Source organism: Psychroserpens ponticola (assembly GCF_023556315.2).
GTDB classification, from domain to species: domain Bacteria; phylum Bacteroidota; class Bacteroidia; order Flavobacteriales; family Flavobacteriaceae; genus Psychroserpens; species Psychroserpens ponticola.
On sequence record NZ_CP116221.1, the window covers coordinates 620,701 to 643,491 of the forward strand.

The 22,791-nt window shown below is 32.4% G+C and carries 20 protein-coding genes; 8 read left to right on the forward strand and 12 right to left on the reverse strand.

Annotated elements, in window-relative coordinates; genetic code table 11:
• Positions 1 to 2 precede the first annotated feature (2 nt).
• From rluF to MUN68_RS02715, 5 genes are read right to left on the reverse strand one after another with little or no spacing between them, the layout of a single operon-like run.
• On the reverse strand, positions 3 to 755 hold the full coding sequence (gene rluF / locus MUN68_RS02695; protein WP_249994829.1) for a 23S rRNA pseudouridine(2604) synthase RluF: 753 nt from the start codon (positions 753 to 755) through the stop codon (positions 3 to 5).
• Positions 756 to 773: 18 nt separating this feature from the next.
• Positions 774 to 1,601 carry an alpha/beta hydrolase gene (locus MUN68_RS02700; protein WP_249994828.1) on the reverse strand — a complete coding sequence of 276 codons (828 nt, stop codon included), beginning with the start codon at positions 1,599 to 1,601 and terminating at the stop codon, positions 774 to 776.
• Positions 1,602 to 1,964, reverse strand: coding sequence for a cupin domain-containing protein (locus MUN68_RS02705; protein WP_249994827.1), 363 nt, complete (start codon positions 1,962 to 1,964; stop codon positions 1,602 to 1,604). It abuts the gene before it with no gap.
• A gap of 49 nt (positions 1,965 to 2,013) precedes the next feature.
• Positions 2,014 to 2,574: a hypothetical protein gene (locus MUN68_RS02710; RefSeq protein ID WP_249994825.1), complete on the reverse strand. Its 561-nt coding sequence runs from the start codon at positions 2,572 to 2,574 to the stop codon at positions 2,014 to 2,016.
• 22 nt (positions 2,575 to 2,596) lie between these two features.
• The gene (locus MUN68_RS02715; protein ID WP_249994824.1) at positions 2,597 to 4,126 is read right to left on the reverse strand and encodes a helicase HerA-like domain-containing protein; all 1,530 of its coding nucleotides are present in this window, start codon (positions 4,124 to 4,126) and stop codon (positions 2,597 to 2,599) included.
• Positions 4,127 to 4,326: 200 nt separating this feature from the next.
• Here MUN68_RS02715 and MUN68_RS02720 point away from each other — a divergent pair, with 200 nt between their 5' ends.
• Positions 4,327 to 4,959, forward strand: a complete 633-nt coding sequence (locus MUN68_RS02720) for a 7-carboxy-7-deazaguanine synthase QueE (RefSeq protein WP_249994823.1) — start codon at positions 4,327 to 4,329, stop codon at positions 4,957 to 4,959.
• Positions 4,960 to 5,004: 45 nt separating this feature from the next.
• On the opposite strand, the gene MUN68_RS02725 is transcribed toward MUN68_RS02720, so the two are convergent.
• Positions 5,005 to 5,556 carry a DUF2911 domain-containing protein gene (locus tag MUN68_RS02725; RefSeq protein ID WP_249994822.1) on the reverse strand — a complete coding sequence of 184 codons (552 nt, stop codon included), beginning with the start codon at positions 5,554 to 5,556 and terminating at the stop codon, positions 5,005 to 5,007.
• 101 nt (positions 5,557 to 5,657) lie between these two features.
• Positions 5,658 to 6,932 carry a YCF48-related protein gene (locus MUN68_RS02730; RefSeq protein WP_249994821.1) on the reverse strand — a complete coding sequence of 425 codons (1,275 nt, stop codon included), beginning with the start codon at positions 6,930 to 6,932 and terminating at the stop codon, positions 5,658 to 5,660.
• A 181-nt stretch (positions 6,933 to 7,113) separates the two neighbouring features.
• Between MUN68_RS02730 and asnB the strand changes: the two genes are divergently transcribed.
• The 7 genes from asnB (at position 7,114) to secDF (ending at position 18,173) form a co-directional block, all read left to right on the forward strand.
• Positions 7,114 to 8,775: an asparagine synthase B gene (gene asnB / locus MUN68_RS02735; protein WP_249994820.1), complete on the forward strand. Its 1,662-nt coding sequence runs from the start codon at positions 7,114 to 7,116 to the stop codon at positions 8,773 to 8,775.
• A 297-nt stretch (positions 8,776 to 9,072) separates the two neighbouring features.
• On the forward strand, positions 9,073 to 11,022 hold the full coding sequence (gene gyrB / locus MUN68_RS02740; RefSeq protein ID WP_249995193.1) for a DNA topoisomerase (ATP-hydrolyzing) subunit B: 1,950 nt from the start codon (positions 9,073 to 9,075) through the stop codon (positions 11,020 to 11,022).
• Positions 11,023 to 11,194: 172 nt separating this feature from the next.
• Positions 11,195 to 12,241, forward strand: a complete 1,047-nt coding sequence (locus MUN68_RS02745) for a DUF6588 family protein (protein WP_249994819.1) — start codon at positions 11,195 to 11,197, stop codon at positions 12,239 to 12,241.
• Positions 12,242 to 12,374: 133 nt separating this feature from the next.
• Positions 12,375 to 13,301, forward strand: a complete 927-nt coding sequence (locus MUN68_RS02750; RefSeq protein ID WP_249994818.1) for a malate dehydrogenase — start codon at positions 12,375 to 12,377, stop codon at positions 13,299 to 13,301.
• A 129-nt stretch (positions 13,302 to 13,430) separates the two neighbouring features.
• Positions 13,431 to 14,354: a SecDF P1 head subdomain-containing protein gene (locus MUN68_RS02755; RefSeq protein ID WP_249994817.1), complete on the forward strand. Its 924-nt coding sequence runs from the start codon at positions 13,431 to 13,433 to the stop codon at positions 14,352 to 14,354.
• A 33-nt stretch (positions 14,355 to 14,387) separates the two neighbouring features.
• The gene (locus MUN68_RS02760; protein WP_249994815.1) at positions 14,388 to 15,032 is read left to right on the forward strand and encodes a hypothetical protein; all 645 of its coding nucleotides are present in this window, start codon (positions 14,388 to 14,390) and stop codon (positions 15,030 to 15,032) included.
• 171 nt (positions 15,033 to 15,203) lie between these two features.
• The gene (gene secDF, locus MUN68_RS02765; protein WP_249994814.1) at positions 15,204 to 18,173 is read left to right on the forward strand and encodes a protein translocase subunit SecDF; all 2,970 of its coding nucleotides are present in this window, start codon (positions 15,204 to 15,206) and stop codon (positions 18,171 to 18,173) included.
• A gap of 334 nt (positions 18,174 to 18,507) precedes the next feature.
• Here the strand turns inward: secDF and MUN68_RS02770 are convergent, their stop codons facing one another.
• The 5 genes from MUN68_RS02770 to folE all read right to left on the reverse strand — a co-directional run bounded on the left by MUN68_RS02770 (position 18,508) and on the right by folE (position 22,525).
• Positions 18,508 to 19,011, reverse strand: a complete 504-nt coding sequence (locus MUN68_RS02770) for a DUF192 domain-containing protein (RefSeq protein WP_249994813.1) — start codon at positions 19,009 to 19,011, stop codon at positions 18,508 to 18,510.
• A 3-nt stretch (positions 19,012 to 19,014) separates the two neighbouring features.
• On the reverse strand, positions 19,015 to 19,938 hold the full coding sequence (gene lgt / locus MUN68_RS02775) for a prolipoprotein diacylglyceryl transferase (RefSeq protein WP_249994811.1): 924 nt from the start codon (positions 19,936 to 19,938) through the stop codon (positions 19,015 to 19,017).
• Positions 19,939 to 20,002: 64 nt separating this feature from the next.
• Positions 20,003 to 20,236: a membrane protein insertion efficiency factor YidD gene (yidD, locus tag MUN68_RS02780; protein WP_249994808.1), complete on the reverse strand. Its 234-nt coding sequence runs from the start codon at positions 20,234 to 20,236 to the stop codon at positions 20,003 to 20,005.
• Between the two features lie 103 nt (positions 20,237 to 20,339).
• Positions 20,340 to 21,821 (reverse strand): cysteine--tRNA ligase, encoded by a 1,482-nt coding sequence (gene cysS / locus MUN68_RS02785; protein ID WP_249994806.1) that lies wholly within the window; start codon positions 21,819 to 21,821, stop codon positions 20,340 to 20,342.
• A gap of 26 nt (positions 21,822 to 21,847) precedes the next feature.
• The gene (folE, locus tag MUN68_RS02790; protein WP_249994804.1) at positions 21,848 to 22,525 is read right to left on the reverse strand and encodes a GTP cyclohydrolase I FolE; all 678 of its coding nucleotides are present in this window, start codon (positions 22,523 to 22,525) and stop codon (positions 21,848 to 21,850) included.
• Positions 22,526 to 22,791: the final 266 nt, after the last annotated feature.

Genomic DNA, 22,791 nt, shown 5'->3' on the forward strand with positions numbered 1-22,791 from the left:
TTTTATGTTCTAGTTGACTTTGCTTGATAATTCTTTTGAGAATTCTCAAGTAAAGCACTCAGTTCTTTAAATTCATCTTGGGTGAGTTCACGATATTCTCCAACAGGAGTGTCTAAAGCAATGTTCATGATTCTGACACGTTTTAAAGTTTGTACTTCGTAGTTTAAATAATCGCACATGCGTCTAATTTGCCTGTTTAATCCTTGTGTCAATACAATTCTGAATGAAAACTTGCTCAGTTTTTCAACTTCACATTTCTTAGTGGTCTTTTTTAAATCATCAATATAAATTCCTCCAGACATACGTGTTATGAAGGTTTGAGAAATAGGTTTGTCTACGGTTACTATGTATTCTTTTTCGTGATTATTACTAGCGCGAAGAATTTTATTTACGATATCTCCATCATCAGTTAAGAGAATCAAACCTTCACTTGGTTTGTCTAATCGTCCAATAGGAAAGATGCGCTTAGGATAATTAATAAAGTCAATTATATTATCTTTTTCTACTCTAGTATCTGTTGTGCAAACAATGCCAATAGGCTTGTTGAAAGCTAGGTAAACAAATGCTTCTTTAGTGTTTTTAATTAATTTTCCATCTACATGTACTTCATCGCTAATAGCGACTTTTGTTCCCATTTCAGGAACGACTCCGTTAATAGTTACACGTTTAGCATCAATTAATTTATCTGCTTCACGTCGTGAGCAATATCCAGCTTCGCTAAGGTATTTATTGATTCTTTTTAATTGTTCTGACATATTCAAAAATACAACAATCTAATTACTTACAAATGCCAAAATATGATCATCAATAGTTTCAGATTTTAGCCCATGACCAAACCCTTCAGTAGTTATTAATTTAGCGTTTTTGTAGAAATTTCTAAAATCTTCAGCATCACTATAAGGAATTATAGCATCAAATTTGTCATGAATTAAAAGCCCTTTGGCTGTTATGGATTCAGAAAACTTAGCAGCATTAAAGTGTTCGGGTTTGTTGTTAAATCGCTCTTGAATAATTACATCCATAGATTTTGATGTTCGCATATTATAACCCATCATATTAACATATCTACTAAAAACAGATACAAAATTTGAAGGCGATCCAAGTAATATTAGTTTTTCAATAGTAGGCAATTGATATTTATGCTGAAAAAACGTTGTTGCCATTCCGCCAACCGAATGTCCAATAATAATTTTTGCATTAAATTTCTTTGCTACCACATTAATACATTCCGAATAAATCACAGCATTAAACCGTTTTCCACTTGATCTGCCATGAGCAGGAGCATCAAGTGCAATGATATTGTAATCTAATGCTCGAAGTTTTACAATTAATTCTTTCCATCTAAAAGAATTACTTTCCCAGCCATGTGCTAATAGAATGGTGTCTCTTTTTCCTAACCAACGGTAAGTCATTATTCTTATGTCGTTGTATTTCAAATCTTCAATAAACGCTGTTTCTAAAAAGTCTTTTTCTACCTCTTTTAATCTTTTTCGTTTTGGTGAAGAAAATAATCTAATTGCCATTTTTCCAGCTGTTCTAGGAGAAAACAGGCTTATAAAATTGATAATAATACCAATTAGTTTTGCTATTATATGTTTCATTTACTCATCTCTATTAACTAATTCCATTGAAAAAGCGGGTTTACATATAGCAATATATTCGCAAACGTCTTGAAATGGATTTGAGTATTGAACTTTGGTGTTTTTTTCTATTTTGATAGATTCTCCTTCCGATAAGATGACGGTTTCTCCTTCAATAATAAATTGTTTTTTTCCTTTTAAAATAAAGGTGTATTCGTCAAATTCGGGAGTTTGAAAGGGTTCACTCCAACCTGGTGGCGCAATCATATGAGCAATGCTTATATCGGAATTGCCATTTGTAGCAAGACCAAAATGCTCTTTAATTACTTTTCCATCAGTAGTAGGTACAATAAATGGGGAATGTTGTACAGTGTATTTTTTCATTATTTTCATTATTTTTCTGAATTACAGTTAGTCAAAGACTGTAGTTCAGCTACCAATATAACATGAAATATTTAATTTTTGCATTATCTGGTATTTGTACAGCTTCAATTTTTAAATCCATATTGAATTGTAAATTGGCTGGCAGTTCTTTTTTGTCAATTGTAAATGAAGCATTAATTTCATTTACAGAAATTACAATTGAATTAATTAGAGTTGATATTCCGGAAATTTTATAGTTGTTTTTTATATCGGCAAATGTGCTTAGTGTCGATATGTTTTTACCTGTTTTATATCGTGAATCTGTAATTTGGATGCTTTTTATATGCGCAGTTGAATCTAAGGATTGAGTTGGAGTTAGAGTAAGCAGTTGCTTGCCTGTTGTGGTATCATAAATTTCTATGTCATTGATGTCTCCTGTAAACTCATCTCCCATAATATTTTTTACAATAGAGTCTATAGGGAAAGCTAAATCTAAATCTTTAACTTGAGTGGAATCAGTGAGCAAACCTATATGGTGTTTGCCAACTTGAAATGGGTCTTGTTTCTTTTCTTTAGCACAACTAACGATAAGTATAGCAATTAGTAATACTGAAACTAGGGATTTGTTCATATATTTTAAAAATAGGGTGTTATTATTTTAATAATTTTGTCAAGATACCAAGAACACTTCTAATAACAGTTGGACTTGTTAAAACTTTAATAATTGGGTTTTGTCTAGTGCTCGCTCGTCTTGTTCGTTGTTTTGTTTCTGCCTTCTTAAGATCTTCTTTTTCTTTGCGAGCTTTTTCTTTGGCTTCTTCAGCTTCAGCAATCTCAATTTTTTTATTGAGTAGTTCATAAGCACTTTCTCTGTCGACATCAGTATTGTATTTTTTAGCTAGTTTAGATTTTCCTAAAAGAGCAGCTAATTCGCTTTCAGTTAATACATCCATTCTGCTCATGGGAGCTCGCATCATTGTTGCTGCTAATGGTGTCGGTTTACCTTTTTCATTTAAAGCAGAAACGAGTGCTTCTCCAATTCCTAAAGAGGTTAATACATCTGCAGTATCGTAAAATTTAGTGTCAGGATAATTTTGAGCTGTTAACTTGATTGCTTTTCTGTCCTTTGCTGTAAATGCTCTTAGTGCATGCTGCACTTTAAGACCTAGTTGGCCTAAAACTGCTTCAGGAACATCTGTTGGGTTTTGAGTTACAAAATATAAACCAACGCCTTTACTTCGAATGAGTTTAACGATACTTTCAATTTGATTTAATAAAGCTTTTGAGGCTTCATTGAAAATTAAATGTGCTTCATCAATAAACATAATTAATTCTGGACGACCACTATCGCCTTGCTCTGGAAATGTAGAATATATTTCAGCCAAAAGACTCAACATAAATGTAGAAAACAACTTTGGTCTGTCTTGTATATCGGTTAATCTAATAATATTAATATACCCTTTTCCTTCGTCATTAACACGTAATAAATCATCAACTTCAAAGGATGTTTCACCAAAGAATAAATTAGCACCTTGCTGTTCTAATTCAACAATTTTTCTCAAAATTGCTCCCGTTGAAGCTGTAGAAATTCTTCCATAAGCTTCCGTAAATTCAACCTTCCCTTCTTGAGTAGTATACTGTAATATCTTTTTGAAATCTTTGAGGTCTAAAAGAGGTAGTTTATTATCATCACAATATTTGAAAATCACAGCGACTACACCAGATTGAGCATCAGAAAGGTCTAAAATTCGAGATAACAAAACAGGACCAAATTCACTAACAGTTGCTCGTAAACGTACACCATCTTGTTCAGACAATGACATAACTTCAACTGGAAAAGCCTTTGCATCAAAAGGTAAACCTATTTTTTCGTGACGCTCATCAATTTTTGGATGTCCAGGACTTGGTTGTGCCAACCCACTTAAATCTCCTTTGATATCCATCAGCAATACAGGAACACCTTTTTCACTTAAATTTTCAGCTAAAACTTGTAAAGTTTTTGTTTTTCCTGTGCCAGTTGCACCTGCAATTAAGCCATGTCTATTCATGGTTTTTAAAGGCACATTGACAAATGCATTTGCTAGTGTTTCTCCATCTAACATTGCAGACCCTAAAGTGATATATTCACCTTTGTTCGTGTTTCCGTCTGTGATTTCTTTTAAAAAATCGTCCGCTCTACTCATGATTCAAAATTTGTATAAAAATAGTGTAATTTTAGTCAAGTTTAAAATGAACTAAAATGAAAAACATATCGCTGTATTTTACATCGAAAAGTTATTTTGTAATCCATAAAATAATGAAACAGAATTAGTGTTATATCTACAAAGTAAAACTTATGCCTAATTGCTTTTAACTTATAACTTTTGAAGTATCTTTGCATGCTATGACAAGAAGGGAACGACAAGAACAGATTGATAAAGGCTTATTATTGCCACTAATGGAAGAATTCTATACAATTCAAGGTGAGGGTTTTCATAAAGGAACAGCTGCTTATTTTGTGAGAATTGGTGGTTGTGATGTAGGTTGTCATTGGTGTGATGTTAAAGAAAGTTGGTTAGCTGAATTACATCCACCAACAGAAGCTGAAAAAATTGTAGAAAATGCTGTAAAATATAGTAATACTATTGTGGTTACAGGAGGAGAGCCTTTAATGTGGGACTTAAATCCGTTAACTTCACAATTAAAAGCGAAAGGAGTACAAACGCATATAGAAACGTCTGGTGCTTATAAATTATCTGGAACTTGGGATTGGATTTGTTTGTCTCCCAAAAAGATGAAATTGCCTACAAAAGAAGTTTGCGAAAAAGCACATGAACTCAAGTGTATTATCTATAATAAAGACGATTTTAGATTCGCTGAAGAACAAGCTGAAAAAGTTAATAAAGATTGTATTTTATATCTACAACCTGAATGGAGCAAGCGCGATAAAGTAGTGCCACAAATTGTTGATTATGTGATGAAAAACCCTAAATGGAAAGTCTCATTACAAACCCATAAATATTTGAATATACCATAAACAAAAAAAGCGCTGAACTACAGCGCTTTTTTTAAATCGTTAATTTTATTTTATTAGATTAAAAGGAAATGTAGCTCTCGAATTTCCCCAACCTAAATGCATGTTAATGGCACCTTTAGATTCTTCAAATACTATAGAGAACGCTTCTATAATCTCTTTTGATTCCGTTTTTTTGGTTGTAAATCGAGCAACATCATTATCTTGTTTATAAAAGTAACTTCCCCAAACATTTAAATCTTTACTAATAATTGCAGTCCATTCATTTCCGTTCGACTTTATGTAAAATGTATATGTTCCAGCTGTTACAACAGTATCTCCAAACATTAAATCTTTATATAAGGTTAATTCAGCAGCTTCATTTGCACCAACTCTCCAAATGTCATCTTTTTTTACTAATTTTTCTACTTCACGATCTTTAAGATTAGGTCTACTATATACTATTTTAATAACTTTTTCAGAGTCTTTATAATTTGTAGGAAACGATGCTGCATCCATTGGGCTTTTATCTAAATCTGGAAATTTTTGAGCATTAGCATTAAATGAGATTAACATTAAAAATGCCATGGTAATTGTTGAAATAAATGTTGATGTTTTCATAATTAGTTTTAAGTATTTATTGATATTTTTTAAAATTAGAACCTTTTGGTCTTAATATTATATTAAATGTCGGACTTTGATGTTAAAGTTTACAAGAAGCGTTATTTTTTTATGAACTTTAGATGAGATCGTCCTGAATTGTTATGGAAATCTATAAAATAAGCGCCAGAGGTTAAATTTGAAACATTAAAATTGTAGCCTTTGAGTATGGGTTGTAAAATAATATCACGTGATAATTGTTTGATGTATTTGCCGTTTATGTCATACAATTCTATTAAAATATTATCATCGCTTGGAAAATTGATTGTGAATTCTAAATTTGTTTCCACTGGGTTTGTTTGAATTTTTATGTCTAAATGTTGATTGTCAATCTGTCCTAAATCTTCAACACCTAAAGTGTCTTCAGTGAATTTGTAAACCGTTGTTCCAGACGCATAAGCTGTAGTAGAGTTGATGATAAAAATGCGATTTAAATTATTACCAATATTTAGGTCGTTCCATGTTACACCACCATCTAATGTTTCTTGAAAACCTGTGGTATGTCCACCCATCCACCCATGATTTTCAGTGATAAATCCAACAGCTTGAATTTCAGTTTCAACAGATTCGAAATCCAGCCAATTCACACCAGCATCAACAGATTTAATTAATTTTCCATTATTTGGGGCAACAGAAGAAATAGCGCCAAACATTATACTATTGTTGCCAACAAGAGTTTGTAATTTCCAAACATATTCGCCATTTACATTGGTATTGTAAATTTCTGTCCATGTCGATCCTCCATCAATAGTTTTTAAAATAATTCCACCATTAGAATCTCTGCCAGCTGCAAATCCTATGTTTTCATCTAAGAATAAAACTTCAACTAAGGCATTTGCATAACTAGACATGTCAATAAATGTCCAAGTGTCACCACTATCTACAGATTTTATGATGTGAGCAGGAGTAAAATAAGCGCCACATGCATAAATTGTTGAATTACCTACAGCATCTATTCCGCAAATTGCGTTAGGGTTTGGGCTGATGTTTGTGACTTCTGTCCAGTTTACGCCTCCATCAATGGTTTTAAAAAACGTACCATTTAAAGTGCCAATAAAGCCAATATCTTCATTTAAAAATTCAATATTTCTGAAATAATAATTTCCTGTAATATCATTTTCATTGAGTTGCTCAGTCCAATTTAAACCACCATCTGTAGTCTTGTAAACTCTTGCATAGTAGCCATTTGCTGCCCAACCTAAATTTTCGTTTAAAAAAAACACATCATCAAAACGTTGGCCATTTGGATTGGAGTAAATGTTTGGCGCTGGTTGCCAAATGGGTTGTGCGCCTATACTAATGCTAAATAATAGAATGAATAATTTTACTAGTTTCATATGTTTATTTCTACTTTCAAATCACAAAGTTAAGAATCTGTTTTTTGGTCTAAGAATTATTTTTTGTATTAAAATAGTGTTTTTAGTTTCAAATTGTAAGTAAAATTACACTTTATGTTTCAGTTTATGAAGTTATAATTCATATTTGTATCCTATTAATAAACAAAAATGAAATTTAGTTATGTGCGGAATTGTTTGTGCGTTTGATATAAAACAGAAATCAGAGGAATTAAGACCTCAATTGCTAGAAATGGCTAAACGAATACGTCATCGTGGACCAGATTGGAGTGGGATTTATAGCGATGACAAAGTTATAATGACTCATGAGCGATTGGCAATTGTAGATCCTGCTTCAGGAAAGCAGCCTTTATTGAGTAATGATAAGCAACTTGTTTTAGCTGCTAATGGTGAGATTTATAACCATCGCGAACTGAGAAAGCAATTTCCGTCGTATCAATTTCAAACTGAAAGCGATTGCGAAGTGATTTTAGCTTTATATAAAGAAAAAGGTGTCGATTTTGTAGATGAACTAAACGGTATTTTTGGATTTGCTATTTATGATGCTGAAAACGATGAATATTTCATTGCTCGTGATCATATGGGAATTATTCCATTATATATTGGTTGGGATCAAAATGGAACTTTTTATGTAGCTTCAGAATTAAAAGCTTTGGAAGGCGTTTGTACAAAGATTGAATTGTTTCCTCCAGGACATTATATGAGTAGTAAAGATGGAGAATTTGTACAATGGTATAATCGTGATTGGACAGATTATGATGCTGTTAAGGATAATGAAACAAGCATAACTGAAGTTAAAGAAGCGCTTGAAGCTGCAGTTCACAGGCAATTAATGAGTGACGTGCCTTATGGAGTTTTGTTGTCTGGTGGTTTAGATTCTTCAGTTGTATCTGCAATTGCAAAAAAATATTCACAAAAGCGTATTGAATCTGATGATGAAAAGGATGCCTGGTATCCACAATTGCATTCATTCGCTGTAGGTTTAGAAGGGTCTCCAGATTTGAAAGCAGCAAAAAAAGTTGCCGATCATATTGGTACTGTACATCACGAAATAAAATTTACAATTCAAGAAGGTTTAGATGCTATTAGAGATGTCATTTATAATATAGAAACTTATGATATAACGACAATACGTTCTTCAACACCTATGTATTTGATGGCAAGAGTGATAAAATCTATGGGTATTAAAATGGTATTGTCTGGAGAAGGTGCCGATGAAATCTTTGGCGGCTATTTGTATTTTCACAAAGCGCCTAATGCAAAAGAATTTCATGAAGAAACTGTCCGTAAACTAGATAAGTTACACATGTACGATTGTTTAAGAGCAAATAAAAGTTTGGCAGCATGGGGAATTGAAGGACGAGTACCATTTTTAGATAAAGAATTTATGGATGTAGCAATGCGTATTAATCCAAAAGATAAAATGATTAACGGAGAGCGTATGGAAAAATGGGTTGTTCGTAAAGCATTTGAAGATATGATTCCTGAAAGTGTAGCATGGAGACAAAAAGAACAATTTAGTGATGGTGTAGGTTATAGCTGGATTGATACCTTAAAAGAATTGGTTGAAACAGAAGTGACAGATGAGCAAATGGCAAGTGCCAAATTCCGTTACCCAATACAAACACCAATAAACAAAGAAGAATATTACTACCGAACAATTTTTGAAGATCACTTTCCTAGTGATACAGCAGCTTTGAGTGTGCCACAAGAACCAAGTGTAGCGTGTAGCACTAAAATAGCTCTAGAATGGGATGAAGCATTTAAAAACATGAATGACCCTTCAGGAAGAGCAATTGCAAATGTTCATGATGAAGCGTACTAAATTGATGTAAGTATTGCTTATAAATAATAAAAATTCAATCACAAAATCTCGCCTCTATGAGGTTTTGTGATTTTTGCACGTTTCCTAAGATGTTAAAAATCACAAAAATCAATTTTAAGCTGCTTTTTGTTCGATTTAAGAACGTTTTAAGTAATTAACAAATGTTGACAATTATTACTTTCAATTTATAAAATATTTAAAAAAAAGCACTCAATTTCTTATATTTGTTTGTATTCAAAAGGATGCTAAACGGCATCTTTTTTTATGCGACATATAAATCAAAATGAATTAAAATTTATGAGCGATCAGAAAGAAGAATTTAATAAGCATAACTATTCAGCAGATAGCATTCAGGCATTAGAAGGTATGGAGCATGTACGTATGCGTCCTTCCATGTATATTGGAGATGTTGGTACTCGTGGCTTGCACCATTTAGTATATGAAGTTGTAGATAACTCTATAGATGAAGCATTAGCTGGTCATTGTGATAATATTACAGTGATAATAAATGAAGATAATTCGATAACTACAGAAGATGATGGTCGTGGTATTCCTGTAGATCTTCACAAAAAAGAAGGTGTATCTGCGCTTGAAGTTGTAATGACTAAAATTGGAGCAGGTGGTAAGTTTGATAAAGACTCTTATAAAGTATCAGGTGGATTACACGGTGTTGGTGTAAGTTGCGTGAATGCATTATCAGAACATCTTAAAGCTACTGTTTTTAGAGAAGGTAAAGTTTACGAGCAAGAATATGAGCGTGGAAAAGCCATGTATCCTGTTAAGCAAGTAGGTGAAACGGATAAAAGAGGTACAACAGTTACTTTTAGACCAGATTCTACAATTTTCACGCAAACTTTGGAGTATAATTATGATACTTTAGCTAGTCGTTTACGTGAATTAGCATATTTAAATAAAGGAATTACGATTCATTTAATAGATAGAAGACACAAAAAAGAAGATGGTGAGTTTGAAGGTGAAACATTCCATTCTACTGAAGGTCTTAAAGAATTTATCCAATTTCTTGATGCAACTCGAGATCCTTTAATGAAAGATGTAATCGCTTTTGAAGGTGAAAAAAATGGAGTGCCTGTTGAAGTTGCTATGATTTATAATACATCTTATGCTGAAAACCTTCATTCTTATGTAAATAATATTAATACTCATGAAGGAGGTACGCACTTATCAGGATTTAGAAGAGGATTAACACATACTTTGAAAAAATATGCGGATAGTTCTGGGATGCTTGATAAACTGAAATTTGATATTGCTGGTGATGATTTCCGTGAAGGACTTACTGCAATTATTTCTGTAAAAGTTCAAGAGCCTCAATTTGAAGGTCAAACAAAAACAAAATTAGGTAACAGAGAAGTGTCTGCATCAGTAAGTCAAGCTGTATCTGAAATGTTAACTGATTATTTAGAAGAGAATCCAGACGATGCTAAAACCATTGTTCAAAAAGTAATACTTGCTGCTCAAGCACGTCATGCTGCTCAAAAAGCTCGTGACATGGTTCAGCGTAAAACCGTTATGAGTATTGGTGGCTTGCCAGGAAAATTAAGTGATTGCTCAGAGCAAGATCCTGAAAAATGTGAAATTTACCTTGTTGAGGGAGATTCGGCTGGTGGAACAGCAAAGATGGGGCGCGATAGAGCATTTCAAGCGATTTTACCATTAAGAGGAAAAATTCTTAATGTAGAGAAAGCAATGACTCATAAAGTTTTTGAAAACGAAGAAATCAAAAACATATTCACTGCTTTAGGTGTTACTATAGGTACTGAAGAGGATAGTAAAGCGCTTAACTTGTCAAAATTAAGATATCATAAAATTGTGATTATGTGTGATGCCGATATTGATGGAAGTCACATTGAAACTCTAATTTTAACCTTCTTTTTTAGATATATGAAAGAATTAATTGAAAATGGACATATTTATATCGCAACACCACCATTGTTTTTAGTTAAAAAAGGTGCAAAAAAAGAATATGCATGGAATGATGATGAGCGTTTGGCATTAATGGCGCAATATGGAGATGGCGCAAAAATTCAACGCTATAAAGGTCTTGGAGAGATGAATGCAGTTCAACTTTGGGATACCACAATGAATCCAGAGTTTAGAACATTACGTCAAATACAAATTGATAATGGAGTTGAGGCAGATCGTATTTTCTCAATGTTAATGGGTGACGAAGTGCCACCTCGTAGAGAATTTATTGAAAAGAATGCAGTTTATGCTAATATTGATGCTTAATTAGTAAAAGCACGACTTAGTTTAAATTCAAAAGAAAAAAGCAGCTATTTTTATAGCTGCTTTTTTCTTTTGAATATCTAACAGATATCGATAAAATGTAATTTTTAACGATTAAGTGCATGTATTTTGTTTTTTTTACTACATTTGCCTTAATGTTTAACCCTTGTCTATTATGAAAAACTTAATTATAGTATTGATATTATTTGTTTCAGTTCAACAGTCTAAATCTCAAGAATTAGAAACGATTATATTAGCTGCAGATGATGCCAGTTTATTGACTCAAAATTATTTAAATCCTGCCGTAAAAGGCTTGATGTACGATATGAATGGAGGTTGGTATACAACTGCTAAAACTCATAAAAAATTTGGTTTCGATATTACAATAAATGCTAATGCTTCTTTTGTGCCTAGTAAAGAACAAATGTTTGCTTTTGTGCCAAATGATTATACATTTTTGTCATTGCCTAATGGTGAAAGAGAATTAAATACGCTAATGAGCGACAATAATTCAGAAACAGTAGTTGATATCAAAATACCTTATGATAATGGAACCTACAAAGTCACTAGTTTTGACATGCCAGGAGGAATTGCTAATGATTTGCCTATTAATGCAGTTCCAACTCCTATGGTGCAATTAGGATTTGGGCTGCCTTATAAAACTGATATAAAATTAAGGCTTTTACCTAGTTTAAATTTTGATGAAAGTGTAAAAGCTAATCTTATAGGTATTGGTTTGCAACATGATTTGATGCAGTATTTTGGTCCATTAGAGAAATTGCCTTTAAATGTTTCGATTCTTGCAGCTTTTACTAATATGAAAGTTGTGTACGATATTGATGATGAAAATAATAATGATGAGGTCGCAGTTAAAAATGGAGAAACTGAATTTAAAATGAATACATGGACCTTACAGGCAATTGCTTCATTGGATTTTAAAATTATTACATTTTATGGAAGTGTAGGTTATAATAATGGAAAAACAACAGTGAAAATGAAAGGGAAATACATATTAACATATGACGTCGAAGATAGTAATGGAAATGTTATTGGCACTGTTGATGAATCTATAAAAGATCCGATAAATTTAGATTTTAAGGCCAATGGAATGAGAGCGACAATTGGAACTAGATTTAATATTGGGTTTTTCAAAATATTTGCAGATTATACCTTACAAGAGTATAATACCGCTTCTGCTGGAATTGCTTTCAGTTTTAGATAGCTATAAATAAATTAAAAGTGTCATAAAAAGCGTAAGATTTAATCTTACGCTTTTTTCATTAGAACCCTAAAAATTCGTAATTTTGCACTTTCAAAAGACAACACAATTTTAAATATTTAAAAACTTAATAAACATGAAAGTAACAGTAGTTGGAGCAGGAGCAGTTGGAGCAAGTTGTGCAGAATACATCGCAATTAAAAACTTTGCTTCAGAAGTAGTCATCTTAGATATTAAAGAAGGTTATGCTGAAGGTAAAGCAATGGATTTAATGCAATGTGCTTCATTAAACGGATTTGATACTAAAATTACAGGAAGTACTAATGATTATTCTAAAACTGCAAATAGTGATATTTGTGTCATTACTTCTGGTATTCCTCGTAAACCAGGTATGACTCGTGAAGAGTTAATTGGTATAAATGCTGGAATTGTAAAGTCTGTGTCTTCTAGTTTAGTAGAACATTCACCAAATACAATCCTTATTGTAGTGAGTAATCCTATGGATACAATGACGTATTTAGTTCACAAAACTACTGATTTGCCTAAACATAAAATTATTGGAATGGGAGGCGCTTTAGATTCTGCTCGTTTTAAATATAGATTAGCTGAAGCTTTAAATGCACCTATTAGTGATATTGACGGAATGGTAATTGGAGGTCATAGCGATAAAGGAATGGTGCCTTTAACATCTCATGCAACTAGAAATAGCATCAACGTATCTGAATTTATTTCAGAGGAGCGATTAAATCAAGTAAAAGAAGATACTAAAGTTGGTGGAGCTACATTAACGAAGTTATTAGGAACGTCAGCATGGTATGCTCCAGGAGCAGCAGTAAGTGGTTTGGTTCAAGCTATTGCTTGTGATCAAAAGAAAATGTTCCCTTGTTCAACATTATTAGATGGTGAATACGGTTTAAGTGATCTTTGTATTGGTGTTCCTGTAATTCTTGGTAGAAATGGTATTGAAAGTATCGTTGACGTACCTTTGAGTGCAGCTGAAAAAGCACACATGATAGAAAGTGCAGAAGGTGTTAAGAAAACAAACGGATTGTTAGAGCTATAATATCTCCTCTTTTTATAATATATTATGACAGTTAAACCTGTCACATTAAACGGAGTCAAAATGCTTTCCAAGTTTAAAACTTAAAGCTTTTGATTCCGTTTTTTATTTTTGATAATTTAGTAGTTAAATATGATTAAAAATGTACTAGTTTTATTAGTCTTGTCTGTATTGTTTTCCTGCGGAAATTTTACACCAAAACACAACTTCGCCATAATATATGAATTTGAAGATTTTGATAATCTGTCTGCTGTTGACAAACAAAATACTATAACTGTTTTAAATAGGAGGTTAGATAAGTTTGCTTCTAATTACAAAGTGAAACTCAATAATAAGCAACAAATTGAAATTAAATTGAGTACAAATTTTGAGTTGGAAGCTGTTAATGCAATAATTACAAATACTGGTAGACTAGATTTTTGGGAAGTCATAAAAGGAGAAGAGTTAGGGAATTTTATCATAGAAGCTAATAGTTTTTATAAAAAAGAAAATGATTCTATTAATCCGCTATTTGATATGATACAGCCTAATTCTTATAGTTTTGGTTTGTTTTCTGTAGCTGTTCAAGATTCGGCTAAGATGAGAGCGCTTATGGAAAACAAAGCGATTAAACATTTATTACCAACATCAATAAAACGATCAAAATTCTTATTCGGTTTACCAGATGAAGATGGTTTTTTGCCATTTTATGTCGTTAAAACCACTACTGAAGGTGTAGCATATATAAATGAAACGCATATTACTGATGCACGTCAAGGTTATTCAACTACCAATCGTCCATCCATTACAATGGAAATGAATAAAAAAGGAGCAGAACGCTGGGAACGCATGACAGGAATAGCATACCAAAAACAGTCACAAATCGCTATGACTTTAAATGATATTGTATATTCGGCTCCAACAGCATCTTCAGGAGCAATAAAAGGAGGTTATACAGAGTTAACAGGAAATTTTACAGTACAAGAAGCTCAAGACTTGGCATTAATTTTTTGCTCTCAAAAAAGGATTCCTAAACTAAAGTTCGTTAACACATTTGCTATAATCGAAGAACTCTAAATCTACTTTCTTTATTTTTTATATATTTGACGCATGAATAAAAGATGGTACATTAGTGCTTTAGTCATAATTCTAGCTTTATTAGGTGGTATTGCTTCACAAGAGCAGAACATTGCACCTAATCAGGAAATTATTTTACAGTTTGCTAGTGAAGCTGTATCAAGTGACGAAGCGCGAAATGCTATTGCTACTGTTAAACAACAGTTGCAAACTGTAGGTATTCATGATGTTCAAGTAACTAAATATAAAGGTGGTCAGTTAAAAATCACATACTTCAGTAAAGCTGATATTGCTAGTATCAAGAAAATACTTTCAAAAGAAAAGAGTCTCGAATTAAATGATACTAGAAATGATGAAAATCATATTCCTTTTGAAATTCCTTATAAAGATAGTCCTATTGCCTATGATTTAAATGTGTACGAAATCCAAAATGGATATGATACAGCATTTCATCTTTCAGGAAAACTTGGTTTAGAGCATAAAGGAGATAACGATCGCTTTTCAAATACAAATCCGTATGCCGATAGCAAAGCAGTTGAGTATAGTTGCTTTGAACAGCAAGTTAAGGTGGCTTATAAATTCCATAAATATTCTGGAATAACAATAGATTACAAGTCGAATAAAATCCCAGAGGTTCGTGCAGGACCAAACAGTCAAGGGATTATTCATTTTAGCTAAAAGCTAAGTTATTCCCTCCCATTGTACTTCAAATTACATTTAAAAGATAGCTAAACATGTCATGTTGAATAGCTATTGTAATTACGCATATAATCATTAAAAATAATTGTCAAATCGCGCGTAAAGTATATATTTGCTCGTTTTAAAAATTTGACCTAAATAAATAAAGTAATGCAAAACAAAGGATTAGTAAAGCTTTTTGCACTGTTATTTGGATTGGTAAGTATTTATCAATTATCATTTACATTCAAAGCTAACCAAATTGAAAAAGAGGCAAAAACATATGCCGAAAGTAAATTTCAAACCAGTGAAGACATCAGTGAAGCAGAAGTTCACTATTTAGATTCTCTTTCAAGTCAAGAGGTATTTGATATTGGTGTCGCTAACTTCACATTTAAAGAAGTTAAAGAAAAATCGATGAATCTTGGTCTTGACCTTAAAGGTGGACTTAACGTGATTTTAGAGATTTCAGTAAAAGACATATTAAAAGGTCTTGCAAACAAAAGTAAAGATCCAGCTTTCAATAAAGCTTTAGCTGATGCTGAAGAAATTCAAAAAGATGCACAGGAATCTTACTTAGAGTCGTTTTACCAAGCTTGGGATGCGACTAAAGGTGATCAAAAATTAGCATCTCCAGATATTTTTGCTAACAGAAATTTAGATGATGTCATTAACATTAACATGACTGATGATGAAGTGAAAAAAGAAATTGATCAAAAAGTAGATGAATCTATCGTTTCTGCTTTTGAAGTATTACGTAAACGTATTGACCAGTTTGGTGTAACGTCTCCAAATATTCAACGTTTAGGAAATACAGGTCGTGTTTTAGTTGAACTTCCTGGTGTTAAAGATGTAAAGCGTGCAACAGAATTGATTACAACTACTGCACAATTACAATTTTGGGATGTTGACAACGGACAATCTATTGGAGATTTCTTCGTGGCATCAAATGAAACACTTAAAAAAGTTTTAGGTGTTGAAGAAAAAGTAGTAGCGACTGAGGCTCAAGATTCAACGTCCACAGATAGTACTATTGATAATTTATTGGGTGAAACTTCTACTGATTCAACAACCGTTGGTCAAGTAAATCCAATATTTGATTTAATGGGACCTCCACGTTCTGGTGGAATGATCGGAATTAAATTAGAAGATAAAGAGAAGTTTGAGTCTTACCTTAATATGCCACAAGTACGAGCAAACCTTCCTTCAGATGCAAGAAATATTAGATTCGCTTTTGGTTTGCCAACGGCAGATACAGAAACTGGAATTGAGTATGTAGATTTATATACCTTAAAAGGAAACAGAGCAAATGAACCAGAATTGAGTGGCGCAGTAATTACTGATGCACGTCAATCATATAGTGTTACCAACCAACCGTCGGTAACAATGCAGATGAATGCTAAAGGGGCTAAAATATGGGAAGAGATTACAGGTAGAGCATTTACAAACAAATCTCAAATTGCAATTGTTTTAGATGATATCGTATATTCTGCACCAACAGCTTCTAATGGAGCTATTTCTGGTGGAAATACTGAAATTTCTGGAAACTTTACAGTGAATGAGGCTGTCGATTTAGCAAACGTATTAAGAGCAGGTAAATTACCAGCTTCAGCAGATATCGTTCAAGCGGATCAAGTTGGTCCTTCATTAGGAAAAGAAGCTATTGATAGTGGTACAAAATCATTTTTAATCGCATTATCTCTTGTATTACTATGGATGATCATGTACTATGGCAAAGCAGGTATCTTTGCTGATATCGCTTTATTATTAAACATCTTATTAATCTTTGGCGTGCTTTCTGGATTAGGCGCTGTATTAACGCTTCCTGGTTTAGCTGGTATCGTGTTAACGATTGGTATGTCTGTGGATGCGAACGTACTTATTTTTGAGCGTATTCGTGAAGAGATAGGAAAGGGTAAAACAATGAAAGAAGCCGTTAAAGATGGTTTCGCTAATGCATTGTCTTCAATTTTAGATGCCAACATTACTACAGGTTTAACTGCCTTAATATTATTTGTATTTGGTACAGGTCCAATTAAAGGATTCGCAACAACTTTACTTATTGGTATTGTAACGTCATTATTTACAGCTATTTTTATTACACGTTTATTAGTAGATTGGTATGTTAATAAAGGGAAAAATTTAGATTTCTCTACATCAATAACAAAAGGCTTATTCAAGAATATGAATATTAAGTTTATCGCTAAACGTAAAGTTGCTTATGTTGTTTCTGGTATTTTAATCTTAGTGAGTTTAGGATCTTTATTTACTAATAAATTGGATCAAGGTATTGATTTTGTTGGAGGAAGAACATATCAAGTACGTTTTGATAAAGCTGTAAGTTCTGAAGATGTGGCTAAAGATTTAAATGCTGTCTTCGGAAGTGCTGAGGTAAAAACAATTGGAGGAGATCATCAGTTGAAAATTTCAACGAAGTATAAAGTAAATGAAAATTCAGCTGAAGCAGATGAAGAAATTCAAACCATGTTATTTAATGGATTGAAATCGTATTTACCAGCAGATATTTCTTATACAGAGTTCTCTGAAGCTACAAATGGCGTAGGTAAAGTATTGTCAAGTAAAGTAAGTCCAACAATTGCAGATGATATCAAAAAAGAATCATTCTGGGCCGTTTTAGGATCTTTAGTTGTGGTATTCCTTTACATCTTAGGTCGTTTTAAAAGATGGCAATTCTCAATTGGTGCAGTTATCGCTGTATTTCATGATGTGATTATTGTATTAGGTATCTTCTCGTTACTTTACAAGTTCATGCCATTTAGTATGGAGATTGATCAAGCCTTCATTGCAGCAATTTTAACTGTAATTGGTTACTCTCTAAATGATACCGTTGTTGTATTTGATAGAATTAGAGAAGTAATTGCTGAAAGAGCAGGATTTAAAGGTGGAGCTAATATTAACTCAGCGATCAACAGTACATTGAGTAGAACATTAAATACATCGTTAACTACGTTAGTGGTGTTAATTGCAATGTTTGCTTTTGGTGCAGAATCACTTAGAGGTTTATTATTTGCATTAATCGTGGGTGTAGTAGTTGGTACATATTCTTCTGTATTTATTGCAACTCCAATTATGTATGACACATTAAATGATAAAGGTGATGCTCCTGAAGAAGTAGAGTAGTACATTATCATTTTATAGATATTAAAAAAGCCATTCAATTTTGAATGGCTTTTTTGTTTTAGTTAGGCAATCTGCGAGGTTTTTTTGATGCTTTGTAGGTTTTAAACTAAGAAATAAATATCTACAAGGTTCTTAAAATCTTTCAGGATATATGTTAGCTTTTAAAATTGATATTATTTTAATAAGACTAAGTTTGTGAAGTATGAATGGCTAGAAACCGCAAGGTTCAGTATAGCTAAATCTAATATGCTAATTATGTTGTAATGTCAAGTTGCGCCTTTAAACTACGCTCAAGATAAATTAAAGTCGAAACCTCTTTAAGTGATATTAAACGTTAGTTACTCTTAAATTCAATTGTATCTCCTTTTTCTAAATTCCAAGTGTCGCTTAAACCTGCATTAACTTCTAAAACATATGTTGCAGGTGCTTCTGAAGGCAAAGAGGTTTCATCCATTGGTTTAGCATTTTTCTGAATGCTTACAATGCGTTTGTCTTCTGAAATATAAATGATGTCTAACGGGATTTTAGTGTTTTTCATATAGAAACTTCTGTAATCAGAATCTGGAAAAATAAAAAGCATCGCTTGGTTGTCTTCCATACTTTTGCGATACATCAATCCGGTTTGAGTAGAATAGTCATCATCAGCAATTTCAATATTTAGCGAAGCAATTAAAGAATCTGAAGTTGCTTTTTTAAGTTGAAGTTCGCCTTCCTTTTTAAAAGAAATTGTAACAGTTTTTACTGTCGAATTTTGTTTTTGTTCTTTGCATGAAACAATATAAAAACAGAGAATACCAAATGAAGAAACAGCAAGTAGTTTAAGCCATTGATGCTTCATAAACTAGCTCAATTTTCGTTTTGCTTTATAAACAAACATGAAGTATAATCCAATTAAAACAAATGGAATACTTAACAATTGACCTGTGTTTAATAACCAATCTGTACGTTCAATATTTTGTGGTTCTTTTACGTATTCTACCACGAAACGAACAGTCCATAATAAAACTAAAAACAAGCCAAATAGAAAACCTTGTTGTTTGCTTTTTTCTGTTTTCCAATACACATACATTAATATGAAAAACACAAAGACATAACTAAATGCTTCATACAGTTGAGCAGGATGTCTAAAAGGTACTTGCTCTAATAATTCTGTATATTTAGGATCACTACCTAAGGCAACATAAGCATCTTTTACGTTTTCAATACCAGTAATTCTTACAACTTCATATTTGTTATATGTATCTTGAATAAAACGTACTCCAAAAGAAGATTCGGTTACTTTACCTATTATTTCAGAATTGATGAAATTTCCTAGACGCACAAATACAGCTCCTAATGACACTGGAACAACAACGCGATCAAGAACCCAAAGCACACTTTTTTTGACTATTTTTTTGTTAAAAAGATACATTGAAATAATCATACCTATTGCAGCTCCATGACTGGCTAATCCTTGAAAACCTGTAAATTCAATACCTCCTTTAAACTTAAACGGAAGGAAGATGCTAAAGAAATCATCATTGATTAATTCTGGTTGATAAAAAAAGACATGTCCTAAACGTGCACCAAGCATAATACCAATTACAGAATATATGAAAAGAGAATCTACTGCTTCATTAGTTTGGTTTTCATTCTTGAAAATTCGTTTTACAATATAGAAGCCTATTAAAAAGGCCACAATCCACATTACACTATAGTAATGAAGTGTAAAAAAACCTAAATCAATTCCTTTAGAAGGGTTCCATGCAATATCTAAAGCGTACATATGTTTTGTTTTGTTGGGTAAAGATACTATTTATGCTTGAATGGTAGTAAACGTTAAGATAGTTTTAATCTTCTTTTTCTGGGACTGGGTCATAACCGCTTCGTCCCCATGGATGACAACTAAAAATCCTTTTAATTGCAAGTTTTCCACCTTTAAAAAAACCATGTTTTTCTAAAGCTTCCTTTGCGTAATGTGAACACGTAGGTTCAAATCTACAAGTTGCAGGCGTTAATGGTGATATTAAAGTTTGATAGATTTTTATAAAAAAGAGAAAAGGATATGTTAGAAGTTTTTTCATTTTTAACTAAATATCAGTTAGAGTGTCAGGTTGAGCGCAGTCGAAACCTTATTAAATAGTCCGCAATACATAGTTCTCGAAAGAGCTCGAACAGACAAACGATTTAATTAGTCGAAAATGTTGTACCATCCTTGCCATCATTTAACTGAATGCCTTTTGCAGCCAATTCATCACGAATTTTATCAGACAATGCAAAATCTTTATTAGCTCTTGCTTCTTGTCTCAATTGAATCAACAAATCAACAGCTCCAGAAAGTTTATCAGTACTTGTATCAGATTTAGTTTCATTTTTTAAACCTAAAACATCAAATGTAAACGCATTCATCGTTTGTTTCAATATTTCTAAATCTTCAGAAGTTAAAGACGCATTATTGTCTTTAATTTGATTGATTAATTTTGCAGCTTCAAAAAGATGAGCAATCAAAATAGGAGCGTTGAAATCATCATTCATAGCATCATAACATTTCTGTTTCCATTCAGAAACATTAAATGTAGATGTTGTTCCAGCTTTTAATTCGTCTAAATTATTTATAGCATCCATTAATCTGAAAAACCCTTTTTCGCTTGCTAATAAACCATCATCAGTTAAATCTAAAACACTTCTATAAGACGATTGTGCATTAAAAAAACGAATTACACTTGGTGAATACGCTTTACTGAAGAATTTGTTGTTTCCAGATAATAGTTCATCTGGATTAACTGTGTTTCCAGTAGTTTTAGACATGCGTTGTCCATTCAACTGAAGCATATTTGCATGCATCCAATAATTAACAGGAGAGGTGCCTTTTGCGGCTTCGCTTTGAGCAATTTCACATTCGTGATGAGGAAATTTCAAGTCCATTCCACCACCATGAATATCAAAATTATCACCTAAATATTTTGTGCTCATTGCAGTACATTCTAAATGCCATCCAGGAAAACCATCACTCCAAGGTGACGGCCAACGCATAATATGTTGAGGTTCGGCTTTTTTCCAAAGTGCAAAATCTTGAGGATTTTTCTTATCACTTTGCCCTTCAAGTGCTCGTGTATTATGAATTAAGTCTTCGAGCTTTCGCTTGCTTAATTTTCCGTATTCATTCGTTTCGTTAAATTTATGTACATCAAAATAAACGGAACCATTAACTTCGTATCCAAAACCATTATTAATAATAGTTTTGATCAATTCAATTTGTTCTATAATATGTCCAGTTGCTGTTGGCTCAATACTTGGTGGAAGAAAATTAAAAGTGTGTAATACATTGTGAAAATCGACAGTATAACGTTGAACAACTTCCATAGGTTCAATCTGTTCTAAACGTGCTTTTTTTGTGATTTTATCTTCACCAACATCAGCATCATTTTCTAAATGTCCTGCATCAGTAATATTTCTTACATAACGAACTTTATAACCAATATGTTTTAAGTATCTAAATACCATGTCAAAAGACATAAATGTTCTTACATTTCCTAAATGGACATTGCTGTACACTGTAGGACCACAAACATACATGCCAACATAACCTGCTTCAATAGGCTTGAAAATTTCTTTTTTACCGCTTAATGAATTATAAATTTGAATGGTATGATCTTGGTGTCGTTGCATGCTGAATACTTATTAGGTCTTTAAAATTAAAACGTGGTTTCTAATTTGATATAATCTAAAAATTCTCTTTTGGTATCTTTGTCTTTGAATTTTCCACCAAATTCTGATGTTACTGTACTGCTTTCAATATCTCTTATACCTCTAGAATTTACACAAAGGTGTTTCGCATCAATAATACAAGCTACGTCTTGAGTATTTAAAACCTCTTGTAATTCTTTTACAATTTGAATGGTTAAACGTTCTTGTACTTGTGGTCGTTTAGCATAGTAGTCAACAATACGATTCATTTTTGAAAGACCTACTACAGTTCCGTTCGAAATGTATGCAACATGTGCTCTGCCAACAATAGGTAATAAGTGATGCTCACAAGTTGAATATAGTGTGATGTTTTTTTCAACTAGCATTTCGCCATATTTATACTTATTATCAAAAGTAGAGGCTTTAGGTTTTCTTTTAGGATCTAATCCTCCAAAAATCTCGTTTACAAACATTTTTGCAACACGATTAGGAGTGCCTTTTAAGCTATCATCTGTTAAGTCTAGTCCTAAAGTTTCCATGATATGATGAACATCATCTTTAATAATATCCATTTTTTCATCATTAGAAAGTTTGAATGCATCATTACGTAATGGTGTTTCAGATGAAGTGCTTATATGGTCATCACCTATGGCTTCAAAATCTTCCAAGTCTTTTTCTATTTTCATTAATCAAATATTTCTGAATAGTATCAAATTCAGTTATAAAATTTAATGCTACTCATTGAATTCAAATTTTTTATCAAGCATTTAAATAAAGCTGCTTGGAGTTAAAAACGTCTAAATCAACTTAAAAAAGTTGCTTTTAGAGTTTGCAAAGATAAACAATTAAAAAAAGTTAAAACAGAGGTAGGAGTTTTTTAATCTCAAATGTTATAGTAGTGTTATGTTAATGTTAGTATTGGACGTTAATTACCATTTGACATTAACAGTGT

What these genes read in the sequence shown, in the direction of transcription:
- MUN68_RS02745 (WP_249994819.1), top strand. Translation starts at nt 11,195, where the DNA reads ATGAAAAACTTAATTATAGTATTGATATTATTTGTTTCAGTTCAACAG.
- secDF (WP_249994814.1), top strand. Translation starts at nt 15,204, where the DNA reads ATGCAAAACAAAGGATTAGTAAAGCTTTTTGCACTGTTATTTGGATTG.
- yidD (WP_249994808.1), bottom strand. Translation starts at nt 20,236, where the DNA reads ATGAAAAAACTTCTAACATATCCTTTTCTCTTTTTTATAAAAATCTAT.
- MUN68_RS02720 (WP_249994823.1), top strand. Translation starts at nt 4,327, where the DNA reads ATGACAAGAAGGGAACGACAAGAACAGATTGATAAAGGCTTATTATTG.
- gyrB (WP_249995193.1), top strand. Translation starts at nt 9,073, where the DNA reads ATGAGCGATCAGAAAGAAGAATTTAATAAGCATAACTATTCAGCAGAT.
- cysS (WP_249994806.1), bottom strand. Translation starts at nt 21,821, where the DNA reads ATGCAACGACACCAAGATCATACCATTCAAATTTATAATTCATTAAGC.
- MUN68_RS02770 (WP_249994813.1), bottom strand. Translation starts at nt 19,011, where the DNA reads ATGAAGCATCAATGGCTTAAACTACTTGCTGTTTCTTCATTTGGTATT.
- MUN68_RS02715 (WP_249994824.1), bottom strand. Translation starts at nt 4,126, where the DNA reads ATGAGTAGAGCGGACGATTTTTTAAAAGAAATCACAGACGGAAACACG.
- MUN68_RS02730 (WP_249994821.1), bottom strand. Translation starts at nt 6,932, where the DNA reads ATGAAACTAGTAAAATTATTCATTCTATTATTTAGCATTAGTATAGGC.
- asnB (WP_249994820.1), top strand. Translation starts at nt 7,114, where the DNA reads ATGTGCGGAATTGTTTGTGCGTTTGATATAAAACAGAAATCAGAGGAA.
- MUN68_RS02755 (WP_249994817.1), top strand. Translation starts at nt 13,431, where the DNA reads ATGATTAAAAATGTACTAGTTTTATTAGTCTTGTCTGTATTGTTTTCC.
- MUN68_RS02710 (WP_249994825.1), bottom strand. Translation starts at nt 2,574, where the DNA reads ATGAACAAATCCCTAGTTTCAGTATTACTAATTGCTATACTTATCGTT.
- lgt (WP_249994811.1), bottom strand. Translation starts at nt 19,938, where the DNA reads ATGTACGCTTTAGATATTGCATGGAACCCTTCTAAAGGAATTGATTTA.
- MUN68_RS02725 (WP_249994822.1), bottom strand. Translation starts at nt 5,556, where the DNA reads ATGAAAACATCAACATTTATTTCAACAATTACCATGGCATTTTTAATG.
- MUN68_RS02705 (WP_249994827.1), bottom strand. Translation starts at nt 1,964, where the DNA reads ATGAAAAAATACACTGTACAACATTCCCCATTTATTGTACCTACTACT.
- MUN68_RS02760 (WP_249994815.1), top strand. Translation starts at nt 14,388, where the DNA reads ATGAATAAAAGATGGTACATTAGTGCTTTAGTCATAATTCTAGCTTTA.
- MUN68_RS02700 (WP_249994828.1), bottom strand. Translation starts at nt 1,601, where the DNA reads ATGAAACATATAATAGCAAAACTAATTGGTATTATTATCAATTTTATA.
- rluF (WP_249994829.1), bottom strand. Translation starts at nt 755, where the DNA reads ATGTCAGAACAATTAAAAAGAATCAATAAATACCTTAGCGAAGCTGGA.
- MUN68_RS02750 (WP_249994818.1), top strand. Translation starts at nt 12,375, where the DNA reads ATGAAAGTAACAGTAGTTGGAGCAGGAGCAGTTGGAGCAAGTTGTGCA.
- folE (WP_249994804.1), bottom strand. Translation starts at nt 22,525, where the DNA reads ATGAAAATAGAAAAAGACTTGGAAGATTTTGAAGCCATAGGTGATGAC.